This window comes from Paraburkholderia sp. GAS32, assembly GCF_050434225.1.
In the GTDB taxonomy this organism is placed as follows: Bacteria; Pseudomonadota; Gammaproteobacteria; order Burkholderiales; family Burkholderiaceae; genus Paraburkholderia; species Paraburkholderia madseniana.
In genome coordinates this window covers 84620-96916 of the sequence record NZ_JBNPVS010000015.1, presented here as the reverse complement: position 1 = coordinate 96916, position 12297 = coordinate 84620, and the positions used below count along the sequence as shown (strand labels likewise).

At 61.6% G+C, this 12297-nt stretch carries 13 protein-coding genes; 8 read left to right on the top strand and 5 right to left on the bottom strand.

The genetic code is table 11. From position 1 onward, the window contains the following. Positions 1–81 precede the first annotated feature (81 nt). On the top strand, positions 82–1047 hold the full coding sequence (locus tag P3T25_RS19655) for an EAL and HDOD domain-containing protein (RefSeq protein ID WP_166618162.1): 966 nt from the start codon (positions 82–84) through the stop codon (positions 1045–1047). Between the two features lie 119 nt (positions 1048–1166). After that, positions 1167–1823, top strand: coding sequence for a GntR family transcriptional regulator (locus tag P3T25_RS19650; RefSeq protein WP_233464785.1), 657 nt, complete (start codon positions 1167–1169; stop codon positions 1821–1823). 42 nt (positions 1824–1865) lie between these two features. On the opposite strand, the gene P3T25_RS19645 is transcribed toward P3T25_RS19650, so the two are convergent. From P3T25_RS19645 to P3T25_RS19630, 4 genes are all read right to left on the bottom strand, one after another. After that, positions 1866–2603, bottom strand: coding sequence for an amino acid ABC transporter ATP-binding protein (locus P3T25_RS19645; RefSeq protein ID WP_154559369.1), 738 nt, complete (start codon positions 2601–2603; stop codon positions 1866–1868). Next, complete coding sequence (locus tag P3T25_RS19640; protein WP_054033465.1) at positions 2581–3270, bottom strand: amino acid ABC transporter permease; 690 nt, start codon at positions 3268–3270, stop codon at positions 2581–2583. Before P3T25_RS19640 ends, P3T25_RS19645 begins: the two co-directional genes overlap by 23 nt. Further along, positions 3270–3938, bottom strand: coding sequence for an amino acid ABC transporter permease (locus P3T25_RS19635; RefSeq protein WP_154559368.1), 669 nt, complete (start codon positions 3936–3938; stop codon positions 3270–3272). Before P3T25_RS19635 ends, P3T25_RS19640 begins: the two co-directional genes overlap by 1 nt. 69 nt (positions 3939–4007) lie before the next feature. After that, positions 4008–4838 (bottom strand): transporter substrate-binding domain-containing protein, encoded by an 831-nt coding sequence (locus P3T25_RS19630; protein ID WP_154559367.1) that lies wholly within the window; start codon positions 4836–4838, stop codon positions 4008–4010. Positions 4839–4998: 160 nt separating this feature from the next. On the opposite strand from P3T25_RS19630, the gene P3T25_RS19625 reads away from it, so the two are divergent. The 6 genes from P3T25_RS19625 to P3T25_RS19600 are packed head-to-tail and all read left to right on the top strand — an operon-like array spanning position 4999 to position 10468. Continuing rightward, positions 4999–5304, top strand: a complete 306-nt coding sequence (locus tag P3T25_RS19625; RefSeq protein ID WP_233464784.1) for a (2Fe-2S)-binding protein — start codon at positions 4999–5001, stop codon at positions 5302–5304. Beyond that, a complete protein-coding gene (locus P3T25_RS19620; protein ID WP_429358736.1) occupies positions 5294–6718 on the top strand; it encodes an FAD-dependent oxidoreductase in 1425 nt (474 codons plus the stop codon). The genes P3T25_RS19625 and P3T25_RS19620 overlap by 11 nt, the downstream gene beginning before the upstream one ends. After that, positions 6715–7875 carry an NAD(P)/FAD-dependent oxidoreductase gene (locus tag P3T25_RS19615; RefSeq protein ID WP_429358735.1) on the top strand — a complete coding sequence of 387 codons (1161 nt, stop codon included), beginning with the start codon at positions 6715–6717 and terminating at the stop codon, positions 7873–7875. Before P3T25_RS19620 ends, P3T25_RS19615 begins: the two co-directional genes overlap by 4 nt. Beyond that, entirely contained in the window at positions 7872–8822 is a 951-nt protein-coding gene (locus tag P3T25_RS19610; RefSeq protein WP_429358734.1) for a dihydrodipicolinate synthase family protein, read from the top strand. Before P3T25_RS19615 ends, P3T25_RS19610 begins: the two co-directional genes overlap by 4 nt. Beyond that, entirely contained in the window at positions 8819–10240 is a 1422-nt protein-coding gene (hydA, locus tag P3T25_RS19605; RefSeq protein ID WP_429358733.1) for a dihydropyrimidinase, read from the top strand. The genes P3T25_RS19610 and hydA overlap by 4 nt, the downstream gene beginning before the upstream one ends. A gap of 6 nt (positions 10241–10246) precedes the next feature. Next, positions 10247–10468: an FmdB family zinc ribbon protein gene (locus P3T25_RS19600; RefSeq protein WP_154559362.1), complete on the top strand. Its 222-nt coding sequence runs from the start codon at positions 10247–10249 to the stop codon at positions 10466–10468. Positions 10469–10517: 49 nt separating this feature from the next. On the opposite strand, the gene P3T25_RS19595 is transcribed toward P3T25_RS19600, so the two are convergent. Continuing rightward, positions 10518–12260, bottom strand: coding sequence for a thiamine pyrophosphate-binding protein (locus P3T25_RS19595; protein ID WP_154559361.1), 1743 nt, complete (start codon positions 12258–12260; stop codon positions 10518–10520). Positions 12261–12297 lie beyond the last annotated feature (37 nt).

Genomic DNA, 12297 nt, shown 5'->3' with positions numbered 1-12297 from the left:
ATCGGTCTCGAACGGCTTGCCGGGAGCAAGGCTTGCTTCCTGAACTGTCCGCATGATTTTCTGTTTTCGGACTACCCGTATGTGCTGCCGGCGTCACGGTTCGTTCTGGAGATTCTTGAGTCTGTCGAGCTGACATCGAACCTCTCGCGACGGTGCAGCGAGTTGCGAGGAGCGGGCTTCCAGATAGCGCTGGACGACGTCAGGAGCATGACTGACGAGATCCGATGGTTTCTTCCTTCCGTCGACATCATCAAGATCGACTGGCCGTTTGTTGAACGCGCGGAGTTGCCAGAACTGGTCAGTCAGTTCAAACGTGCGGGAAAGGTCGTGCTCGCCGAGAAAATCGAAAGTGCAGAGGATGCGGAGTATGCCCGGCAACTGGGTTGTGATCTGCTGCAGGGCTATTATTTCGCCAAGCCGCAGATTCTTTCGGGCAAGCGCGCGATGCCGCCAGTCAAGGCAATTCTTCACGTGTTCGACCTGGTCGGCAGCGACGCGCCGTTGGGTAGTATTGCGCGAGCGCTAAAAGAGACGCCAATGCTGGTTGCCCAACTGTTACGGCTTGCAAACAGCAGCGAGCAGCCCAACGGCAAGACGGAGCCCATTTCATCGCTCAAGCAGGCACTCTCGGTAGCCGGAAGCCGCAGACTTTTGCATTGGTGCGGACTGCTGCTTTACGTCGGCCGGGACGGGCTTCCAGTCGAGGATGATCCGCTTGCGCTGCTTGCGCAACGACGGGCACATTTCATGGAAGAGGCGATCGACGCGATACCGGATGGATCACGCTCGCTGGCGTCCGCAGGCTATCTGACGGGCATGCTGTCGCTACTACATGTGGCGTATCACATGGAACTGCAGAGCTTTGTCGACGAACTACCCGTTTCTGATTCCATCCGGCTGGCTATCCTTAACGGCGGTGGCGTACTCGGCGAATTGCTGTCGGTCGCCGCGCTGCTTGAACGGGGCGATGTGGATGCGGCGACGGTGAGACTTCAACGGCTGGCGGTTTCTCCTGCAGAGGTTCGGAAGATCGTCGAGTGCTACTGACGCGATTTGCAGTATCGGGGGTGGTATGACGGCCAGTCTCAGTCGTTCGACGGCGTATCAATGTGGACATTCGATCGCATACAATACGTATACCGTGCATCCGAAGTGAGTGAGACGACGTGACAGCATCTTCCTTGACAACCCCGGAAAAACTGGGGGAACTGGCCTATCAGACTTTGCGGCGAATGATCCTCGACAAGGCATTACGCAGCGGCGGCGCCGTCGTTGAAGGGCGGCTGGCCGAGGAACTCAACATTTCCCGCACGCCCATGCGCGAAGCGTTGCTGCGGCTCGAAGGCGAAGGGCTGTTGACGCGCGCCGGGGCTCGCTCTTATTCGGTGCGCTTCGTCAGCGCGCAGGAATATTTACAGGCGATGAAGGTTCGCGAGCTGCTCGAAGCGGAGGCCGTCGGCCTTGCCATCGGCAAGATCGACAAGAAACAGATCCAGCAACTGATAAAGAAGATCAAGGCTCTGCGCAGTGGGCAGCAGGAGCAGGAACACTGGCAGATCGACGACCAGGTTCACACGATGATGGCGCATGCAAGCGGCAACGACGTGCTCGCGCGGATGATCGAAGTGGTGCGCACGAACAGCCGGCTGTTTGAACTCACGACACCTTTCAATCGAATCGAGGAGGATCGCGCCGAGCACCTTGCGATCCTCGAAGCGTACGCTGCCGACGACGCAGAAGCTGCACGCGCCGCCGTTCGCACGCACCTGCAGAACTTGCGCCGTTTCGTGCTTAACCGTCTGAGTGGAGGCAGCGGTCCCTGAACCGGATCGGCCCGCTAGCGACTCGCGGCCCCAGCGACTCCATCAGTGGCGCAGGATCTTGCCGACGAATTCACGCGTGCGCGCTTCCTGCGGAGCATCGAAAATCTGCTGCGGCGAGCCTGTTTCGATCACATGGCCACCGGCCATGAACACGACTTTCGACGACACCTCGCGCACGAAGCTCATCTCGTGCGACACGATGAACATGGTGATGCCCTCCAGCGCCAGAGCGCGAATCGTATCGAGCACCTCGGTGACGAGTTCAGGGTCGAGCGCGGCGGTGACTTCATCAAGAAAGAGCACGTTTGGCTTCAACGCCAGCGCGCGGGCGATTGCCACACGTTGCTGCTGACCGCCCGACAACTCGTCCGGATACGCTTTCAGCCTGTGCTCGAGGCCCACGCGCGTGAGCAACCGGATGGCATCGTCTTCCACCTGCTTGCGCGGCCACCCCTTGATCCGGGTAGGCGTGATCATCACGTTGTCCAGCACGGTCATGTTCTGGAACAGGTTGTATTGCTGGAAAACGATCGCGATTTCCGAGCGCAACGACCGCACGGCCGTCTTGTCCGCATAGTTCACAAGATCACCGTTCAGCCGTACGCTGCCGTGCTCCGGCGGCAACAGCCCCAGTAGAACGCGCAGCAACGTGCTCTTGCCTGACCCGGACGGCCCGATCAGGCTGACGATTTCACCTTTCTCGACTGACAGGTTGATACGTTCAAGGACCGTGTGCGGCCCATACGACGCCTTCAGATCAACGATTTCGAGTTGCGGCAAGTTTCTTCTCCAGGCGCTTACCCAAGCGCGACAACGGATACGACATCACAAAATAAAGCACCAACACCGTTCCGTACACGAGCCACGAGGAAAACCCCTTGTTGGTCAGCACCTTGCCGGCGGACGTCAGTTCCATCACGCCGATCTGCGAGGCGAGCGCCGTGTCCTTGATGAACATGACAAAGAACCCGAACGTGGGCGGCACGATCACGCGCCACGCTTGCGGCACGATGACGAAGCGCAGCGATTCGAAGTACGAGAAATTCAGCGTTTGCGCGGCTTCCCATTGATTTTTATGGACCGATTCGAGTCCGCTTCGAATGATCTCGCCAAGGTACGCGGACGCGATCAGGCAGACGCTCAGCGACGCGACGGCGAACGTCGAGAGATTTGCCTTCGACGTTTGGCTCGCGAAGAACACGAGCATCAGCGTGACCAGAAACGGGATGCGGCGAAACAGGAAGCAATAGACAAAGGCGAGGGCGCGCAAAGGCGCCATCGTGCGGGAATGCGTGACACGGACAATCGCTATGACGAAGCCCGCGAGAAAGCCCGTAAAGCAGCCGGCAGCGGACAGCACGAAGGTCGCGGCGAACCCTTCCACTAGCAACAGCAGGTTGTAGAAAGAAAACAGTTGTGCGATTTCGGCGTGTGAGGAAGCGAACATCAGAACACCTTGATTTTGGCGCGGCAGACATGGCGCCCGATCATCGCCAGTGCGAACGTCGCGATCAATGTGACGGCGACATACAGAACGGCGGCCACGCTGAACGCTTCGACCGAAAGGTAGGTTTGTGAACTGAGGTTGTACGTGCGCCCCGTCAGTTCCTCGACGCCGAAGATCGACGCCATCGACGTTCCGAGCGTCATGACGATGAACTGGTTCGACAGCGGTGGGAACATCACCTTCAGTACGTGCGGAAAGATCACATGCCGCACGATCTGCGGCGTGGAGAAGCCGAGTACTTCGGCAGCCTCGATCTCCATTAGCCGGACCGAATTGAACCCGGCGCGCTGGATCTCGCACAGATAGGCGCCCGCATTGAATGTCGCTCCGATCAACACCGCTGTGAACGGTGACAAGGTGACGCCGATCTCAGGCAGCGCGAAGAACAGGAAAAAGATCTGCACGAGTTGCGGCGTATTGGTCGCGAACACCACATAGGCCATCACCACTTTGCGCAAAAGCGCCGGCCCGTAGCGCAACACCGAAGCACAGACGAGGCCGATGATCATGCCGAACCCAAACGCGAGCACGGCGATCTGCAGGCTGAGCCATGCGCCGGCAAGCAGATAAGGCCACTGCTGGAGGATGGGCTCGAAATGTAGGGTCATCGAATAGTGGCTCCCGCCGGATGCGCAGTGCTCGTCCGTTACGGCGACGAGCGCTGTCGCCAGTTTCCCTTACTGCGCGGCTGCAACAGGTGTAGGTGAGGCGGTCGGATCGTGCAGCATGGCGCTGCCGAACCACTTCTTCCAGCTTGCGGCGACAAAGCCGTTCTTCTGCAACGTGCCGATTTCCTTGTTCAGACGCTGCGTCAGCGCCACATTGCCCTTTTGCACGCCGATGCAGTCGTAGTCCACTTCGATCGGCGCATCCACCACACGCCATTTCGTCGGATAGTTCTTCGTGTAGCTCAGCATGAAGTCGAGCACGTCGATCAATGCATCGGCGCGCCCTTGAGCGATAGCGCGAACCGCATCCGGATAGTTGTCGAGAATCAGAAGCTGCGCCTTGGGCAGTTTGTCGTGGATCAGCTGGATAGGCGTCGTGCCGCGTACCTGAACGAGGCGTACCGCCGGATCGTTCAACTGGGTCCAGTCTGAATAAGACGTCGCCTGTGTCGTCAGGACGCCTAGCACTTCGGTGTTGACCGGGTCTGTGAAGTCGATCACCTTCAGGCGGTCCGCGTTGCGCGTCATGCCGCCCATCACCGCGTCGATCTTGTCGGTCATCAGAAACGGCACGCGATCGTTCGAGCCAACCGGAACGATTTCGAGCTTCACGCCGAGCGAGTCGGCAATCTTCCTGGCAATAGTGACATCGAAGCCGTCGATGGTGTTTTTCGCGTCGTAAATGCCGAGCGGCGGCAGGTTGGGGTTGATGCCGAACACGATCTTCTTCGACGCGATGATTTCGTCGAGCGTGCGAGCACTGGCGTCGAACGCGCCGAGCAACGCGCAGGCGGCAATGCCCACGGCGAGCATGCGGGTGAGGAGGATCGAGGATTTCATGCGGCAACTCCGTAAGAGGTTCGGGGGCGAATTCTGACCGGTCTGGCGCACGGTTCGGACGCTTCCCGGACCGTCTTTATTTTGGCCATTTTGTGTATACGAAACGTATACGATAAGATAAAAACATCGACGAAATTAGTTGTCAAGGGAGCCATGCCCCATGCTGGATGAGAAGACCATGCGCATCTCGAAGGCAGGCGGCGCGGCTACGGTGAGGTTTCTCTTCGACGGTCGGCCGGTGCGGGCGCGCCAGGGCGAAAGCGTGGCGGCAGCGCTGTTCGCCTCGGGTACGAAGACCTTACGGACGAGCCCGCGCAATGGCGCGCCGCGCGGCATGTTCTGTTTGATGGGGTCTTGTCAGGAGTGTCTGGTCGTAGTCGATGGTCGCCGCGCGCTTGCATGCCGGACGACGGTCATTGAAGGAATGCGCGTCGACAAAGTACCGGAGATCGGCCTTGATATCTGAGTTCGATGTCCTCGTGCTCGGCGGCGGCCCGGCCGGCGTGAACGCGGCGTTGGCTGCGTCGGCAGCAGGTCTCAGGGTCGCGCTGTTCGATGAGAACCCGGCGGCCGGCGGGCAGGTGTACCGCGCACCGGTCAGCGCCGCTGTTCCATCGAGTGCGGACCAGCAAGCGGGCGACGCGCTACGGCGCGAACTCGCTGAAAGTAAGGTCATCACCTACTTCGATCACGTGGTCTGGGCGGTCACCGCCGACTATCGCGTCGATGCCGCTGGTCCGGCCGGCCCCGTGCATTGCACTGGGCGTGCGCTGATCGTCGCAGCGGGAACCACGGAACGTGTCGTGCCCTTCGACGGGTGGACCACGCCCGGCGTCATCGGGCTGGCCGCCGCAACGATTCTCCTCAAATCGCAAGCCATCCTGCCAGGCCGCTCGACATTAGTCGCAGGTTGCGGACCGTTGCTTGCGGCCGTCGCCGCGAAGACGATAGAAAGCGGTGGCAAGGTCGAAGCAATTGCGGATATCGCGGGCCTTGGCGACTGGGCACGCGCGCTCCCCGCCATGGTGTCGCGCCCCGATCTGATGCGCGAGGGTTTCCACTGGTGGCGCGAAATTCGCCGCGCAGGTGTGCCGATTCATTCGCGGCACACGATAGTCAAAGTCGAGCCCGCCGGCGATCGGCTGCGCGCGACGCTGGCGCCGTGTGACGCAGCAGGGCGGCCCGTCTCCGGAGAACACCGCAGCGTGGTCGCCGACTGCATCGCGGTCGGTCATGGGCTGACCCCGTCAACCGAAATCACGCGTCTCCTGCGCGCGGAGCACCGGTACTCGCGGCAGGCGGGTGGATGGGTCGCCATCGCCGACGAGAACTGCCGCACCTCGCGCCCGCGGCTCTACGTGGCGGGCGACGGCGCAGGCATCGCCGGCGCGGCCGCAGCGAGCCATCATGGCACGCTAGCGGGACTCGCCTGCGCCATCGAGCTTGGCGGCACGGACATCGCCGGGCTCCGGTCGCGACTGTCATCCGTGCGTCGGGCGTATCTCAAGGCGGCGCGCTTCGGTCGTTCGATGGCGCAATTGATGGCGCTACGAGCCGGCCATACCGACGGCATTGGGCCGCAAACCATCGTCTGTCGATGCGAAGACGTGACGCGCGCCGAGATCGACGCCGCCTGCGACGCCGGCGCGCACGACGTGAACCAGCTCAAGGCCTGGACGCGCTGCGGCATGGGACCGTGCCAGGGCCGCACATGCGGAGACGTAGCGGCGGAACTGCTTGCCGCACGCGCATGCGGCGGCTCGCGCGAACGCGCGGGCTGTTTTTCCGCCCGCCCGCCGTTGCGGCCCGTGACGGTTGAAGCGCTGACGGGCGAGTTCAGCTACGACGACATTCCGATCCCGAAGGCTGCGCCGCTATGAGCCAGCCGACGACAACCGCATTCGATGTCGCCGTGCTTGGCGGCGGCGTGATGGGCTGCACCACCGCACTATTTCTGGCGCGAGCCGGCATGCGAGTGGCGGTGATCGAACGCGGTGCGCTGTGCCGTGGCGCGTCGGGCGTCAACGCCGGCACGCTGACGCTGCATATGACGCGTGCCGCGCTCGTTCCCTACGCGATGCGCGCGTGGAAAATGTGGATGAACACCGACACGTGGCTAGGCCACGGCGTGCTTGCGACGTCGGCGCCCGGCCTCTCGCTCGCCTTCACCGAATCCGAGAAAGTGCTGCTGCAGCAACGCGCGGCGGCGAGGCGCGAGTACGGCGCGCAGATCGATCTGCTCGACCGGGATGCCGCGCTCGCCGTTGAGCCAGGCCTGAATCCCGCAATGCTGCAAGCCGCGTACTGTGCAACCGATGGCTTCGCGAGCGCCTATCTCACGGGCCGTGCTTTCCATGCGGCATTGCGCGAAGCAGGTGTACACGTTTTCGAGCAGACACCGATCACGCGCATCGAGCGCGTCGCTGGGATGTATCAGGTGTACGGCCCGGATGACGCCATCCGTATCGACGCGACGCGTCTGGTGATGGCGGGCGGCGTGTGGCTGGAACCGCTGCTCGCAATGCTCGGCATCCGCATCCCCGTCAAGACGCTCGTCAACCAGTTGATCGTCACTGAACGCATGCCGCCCGTGATGAGATCGGTGCTGAGCATCGCGAACGGGCTGCTGTCGATGAAGCAGTTCGCCAACGGCAGTGTCCTGATAGGCGGTGGCTGGCAAGGCATCGGCGATCGCGAGCGGGGCGGCGTGGAAACCGTGCCGGACAACCTGATCGGCAATCTCCGGCTCGCGCAGCATGTGATCCCCGCGCTCGCCAAAGCGCGCGTGGCCCGCATCTGGCTCGGCCTCGAAGCCGAAACTTCCGACGCCATGCCGATGATCGGTGCGCTCCCCGGTTCCCCCGATGCGTGGGTGATCGGTTGCGTGCACTCCGGTTACACCAGCGGTCCCTACATGGGCAAGCTGCTTGCCCAGGCCATGCTCGGCGAAGAACCCGAGTTGCCCTTGTTCGATCCGGCGCGGCTTGTCGTTCATGACGATGCGCCCGCCCAACTTCATCGGGAAAAGACAGAATGATCCCTACGCATGCCGACCCATTCAACGGCGTCTATGCCGCTACGCTGTGCCCCCTCGACGCGGATGGACGACACCTGGACGAAGCGGCGCTCGAGCGGCATATCGAAGCGGTGGCGAGCGTCGACGGCATTGTCGGGCTGCTGGTGAACGGCCACGCCGGCGAGAACTTCACGCTCTCGGCGGCGGACAAGCGGCGTGTCGTGGAAATTGCGCATGCCGTCTGCGGCGACCGCTCGATCATCGTAGCCGGCGTGAATGCCGAGGACAGCTATGAAGCGCAGGCCCACGCAAACGACGCAAGACAGGCCGGCGCCGATGCCATGCTGCTGTTTCCGCCGTTCTCCTGGGCGCTGTCGACCGATCTCGACACCGTTCTGATGCATCACCGCATTGCCAACGCCGAGGCCCGCCTGCCCATGATGCTTTACCAGGCCGGCGTTGCCACGGGCGGCATGGCCTACACGCCGCAGATGCTTGCCGCGCTCGTCGGCTTGCCCGAGGTCGTGGCGATCAAGGAAGGCAGTTGGGAGACGGCCGCGTACGAAGCAAACCGCCGGCTCGTTAAATCGATCGCGCCGCATGTGGCCGTGATGGCATCCGGCGACGAACACCTGTTCACCTGCTTTGCGATCGGCACCGAAGGCAGCCTCGTCAGCCTTGCGGCCGTCGTGCCCAAACTGGTCGTGGCGCTGTATCGCGCTGTCGAACACGGTGATCTCGGCCGCGCGCAGCAGCTTCACGAGCGCATCTATCCGCTTGCGAAGGCAATCTACGGAACCGCGCCGGGTTCGTACGCCAATGCGCGCCTGAAAGCTTGCCTGCACTTGCTCGGCCACTTTCCGCATCCGTCGATGCGCCCGCCGATCCCGCCGCTTTCCCATGCAGAGTTGATGCGTCTCGAAGACGCGCTCGCCATCGCAACCGACACTCAACGGAGTGATTCATGAGTTCGACCCCAACCCTCATCAAAGGCGGCCGCATCATTACGGCCGTCGACGACTACGTCGCCGACATTCTTGTGGAAGGCGAGCGCATCGTCAGTGTCGGACTGAATCTCGACGGGGGACCGGATGCACGGGTGATCGACGCGGCAGGGCTGCTGGTGTTTCCCGGTGGCGTCGATTGCCATACGCACATGGAGAACACCTTCGGGGCCTCGGTGACCTGCGACAACTTTGCGTCGGGCACACGCTCGGCCGCCTTCGGCGGAACGACGACGATCATCGACTTCGCGTTGCAAACCGCCGGCACGAGTCCGCTCGATGCGATCTCGCGGGCGCAATCGAAAGCCGCATCGGCCGCGAGCGTCGACTACGGTTTTCACGTAATCGTGACGCAGGTGGACGAGCGCGTGCTCGGTGACATGCAATACGCGATTCGTCACGAAGGTGTCTCGAGCTTCAAGATGTTCATGGCTTATCCCGGCACGGTCATGTCGGATGACGCCGCCATTTTTCAGGCGATGCGGATGGTCGGCCAGCACGGCGGCATGATCGCGTTGCATGCCGAGAACGGCACGGTCATCGACCTGCTGATTCGCGAGGCGCTCGCTCAGGGCCATACCGCGCCGCGTTATCACGCGCTGACGCGGCCCGCGATCATGGAGGGCGAAGCGACGCATCGCGGCATCAAGCTCGCCGAACTCGCCGAAGCACCGGTTTATTTCGTACACCTTTCGGCGAAAGAGGCACTGAAGCATGTGATTGAAGCGCGCGACCTGGGCATTCCGGTGTTCGCAGAGACTTGTCCACACTATCTGTTCTTCGATGAATCTGCATACGCCGACGACAGCTTCGAGCTCGCACGTTACGTGATGAGCCCGCCACTGCGCTCGAAGGAAGCGCAGAACGCGCTCTGGACCGCGCTCAAGACCGACGATCTGCAACTGATCTCGACCGATCACTGCCCGTATTGCATGAAGGAGGGGCATCGCGGCAACGTCAACCAGAAGCCGCATGGACGCGACGATTTTTCGAAGATCCCGAATGGCGTGCCTGGCGTCGAAACGCGCATGACGGTGGTCTACGACGGTGGCGTACGCGGCGGCCGCATTTCGCTGAATCGCTTCGTCGAATTGATGTCGACTGCGCCAGCCAAGCTCTTCGGCCTGTTCCCGAAGAAGGGAACGTTAGCGATCGGCAGCGACGCCGACATCGTCCTGTTCGATCCGAACGAGTCGCATACGATCAGCGCGGACACGCAGCATGGCGATTGCGACTTTACGTTGTTCGAAGGCCACGCAGTCACGGGCCGGGTGAAGAAAGTGCTGCTACGGGGGGAGTTACTGATCGACAACGGCGACTGGGTCGGACGGACCGGTCAGGGCCAGTTTGTCACGCGCGGCGAACTGGGCGGTCACTGGTAGAGCGTCATGCCAATCTATGAATATGCCTGCGACGCATGCGGGACGTTCGATTCCATCCGCCCGGTCGCGAGGCGAGATGAGCGAACGCCGTGCCCGGAGTGCGGGCTGCTGTCGCCGCGCATCGCCAGCGGTGCGACGGTGTTGCTGTCGCAGCGCGGCGAGACCATACCGGCGGAAGAAGGGGCTTATGGCTTCAGGCATCAAGGTGGCTGCGGTTGCTGTCGCTAGAAAGCTGACCCGACTGCGCAAACGACCGCTGCACCCCGATAGCTGTTGTTCAAGCCGCGCATTCCGCGTAGTACCGATTCGGTGCCGGAAAGACCCCGGTCATCACTTCGATCAGGAATGGACCGTTAAGCTGTGATGCATCGCTCAGCGCATCTGCCAGGTCATCGAGGTGCTCAACCCTGCGCGACGCGACACCGAGCGAAGTGGCAAAAGCGGCCCAGTCATGACTCGGGAGCTCGCTGAACTGAGCCGGAATAGAGCCGTTGCTGATTGCGTCGATATGGACCGCGCCATGCGCAGCATTGTTCAACACGACATAAAGCACCTTTATGCCGTATCGCGCTGCGGTCTGGATCTCCATGCCGTGCATCAGCATGCACCCGTCTCCGGTCACGACGACACACGGGCGCTCCGGGGCCGCAAGCTTGACGCCGATCCCGGCGGCGACTGCCCAACCCATCGGCGCGAGGGAGCTGGATGAGAAATAGTTGCCAATGCCCGATGAGAGCCAGTAATGAGCCATGAATATCCGGTGAGCGCCCGAATCCACGACAACGTTTGCGTCCTTCGGCAGGAGTTGACACAGTTGCTTGACGACATCTCCTGTATAGAGCGATTGATCGCCATCTGAACCCCGCACGCCGGGTTGCTCGAACTTATAGTCGTACAGCGGGGTCTGGTTGACCTCGGCGACCCATGCTTTTCTTCGTTCCAGGATCGTGTGAAAGTCGGCGCTCCGGTTCGTGTCCATCTGGGACAGCGCGCGAAATGTGGCGCCAATCCCGGAGAAAACCCTGCCGCGCGCGACATGCCCCGTCGCGGGTGCGTCGAAGCTGTCGTCGAAAATGATCAGTTCCTTCCAGGCAGCCAGCTTCTCTGTCCAGTTCATGCTGTCGCGCTGATTCAGGTCGCTGCCGAACACGACGAGGACGTCGAGCTCGTCCGAGTTGATGACGCGGACGGCCCGCGAGTGGCCCGAGAATCCGTACACGCCGAGCGAAAGGACATGATCCTCAGGAAACGCGCCCTTTCCCGATAGCGTGGTCGCAACAGGAATGCAAAATTTTTCGGCCGCGTCGAGCAGGACCTTTGCGGTTTCCGCGTCATTGCCGCGACTGCCGATCAGGAAAGCGACTCTCTTCGATTTGAGCAAGTACCTGTTGCACAAGGCATCCAACGCAGCAAGGTTCGCGGGGACCTCGCAGGCGTTGAACTCGTCATGATCGTACGGTTGCCGGGATGCGTCGTGGCCGGGTAGAACTTCCTGCCGTTGAACGTCGACAGGGATGCTCACGAAAGACTGCGCTCGACGCATCCAGTTCAACCCGTCTGTCGCGCGACGCATTTCGGCCTGAAGATTGTCTTTGTTCTTCAGTTCAACGACATTTTCGACCAGACTCCTTACCACGCCGCTTTCGAAAATGCCGCTCATCGTAGCGTCCTGGAACGCGCCTTTGCCTTCTGCGCGCGACGAAACCCCTCCGGCAATATAGAGCATGGGAATCCGGTCGGCGTGAGCGGCCGCCATGCCGGGCACGAAATTCATGGTGCCTGGTCCGGCAATCCCCACGCACACGCCAAATTTCCGGCTGGCCCGCGCATAACCGTCAGCCATGAAAGCACTGCTGGTCTCATGCGCGCAAACAATTCCGCGAATCGATGGCGACTTGTCGATTGCATCCAGCAGCGGGTAAATCATCTTCCCCGGCACGAGGAAGACGTGGTCGATTTTCGCGACTTCCAACGACTTCACGACCGTTGTCGATACATTGAGGGGAGCGTGTGATTCCATATTTTTTGAGTACGATCCGAGTAGAAACCAATAATCG

What these genes read in the sequence shown, in the direction of transcription:
- P3T25_RS19640 (WP_054033465.1), bottom strand. Translation starts at nt 3,270, where the DNA reads ATGTTCGCTTCCTCACACGCCGAAATCGCACAACTGTTTTCTTTCTAC.
- P3T25_RS19635 (WP_154559368.1), bottom strand. Translation starts at nt 3,938, where the DNA reads ATGACCCTACATTTCGAGCCCATCCTCCAGCAGTGGCCTTATCTGCTT.
- P3T25_RS19630 (WP_154559367.1), bottom strand. Translation starts at nt 4,838, where the DNA reads ATGAAATCCTCGATCCTCCTCACCCGCATGCTCGCCGTGGGCATTGCC.
- P3T25_RS19625 (WP_233464784.1), top strand. Translation starts at nt 4,999, where the DNA reads ATGCTGGATGAGAAGACCATGCGCATCTCGAAGGCAGGCGGCGCGGCT.
- P3T25_RS19615 (WP_429358735.1), top strand. Translation starts at nt 6,715, where the DNA reads ATGAGCCAGCCGACGACAACCGCATTCGATGTCGCCGTGCTTGGCGGC.
- P3T25_RS19610 (WP_429358734.1), top strand. Translation starts at nt 7,872, where the DNA reads ATGATCCCTACGCATGCCGACCCATTCAACGGCGTCTATGCCGCTACG.
- hydA (WP_429358733.1), top strand. Translation starts at nt 8,819, where the DNA reads ATGAGTTCGACCCCAACCCTCATCAAAGGCGGCCGCATCATTACGGCC.
- P3T25_RS19600 (WP_154559362.1), top strand. Translation starts at nt 10,247, where the DNA reads ATGCCAATCTATGAATATGCCTGCGACGCATGCGGGACGTTCGATTCC.
- P3T25_RS19595 (WP_154559361.1), bottom strand. Translation starts at nt 12,260, where the DNA reads ATGGAATCACACGCTCCCCTCAATGTATCGACAACGGTCGTGAAGTCG.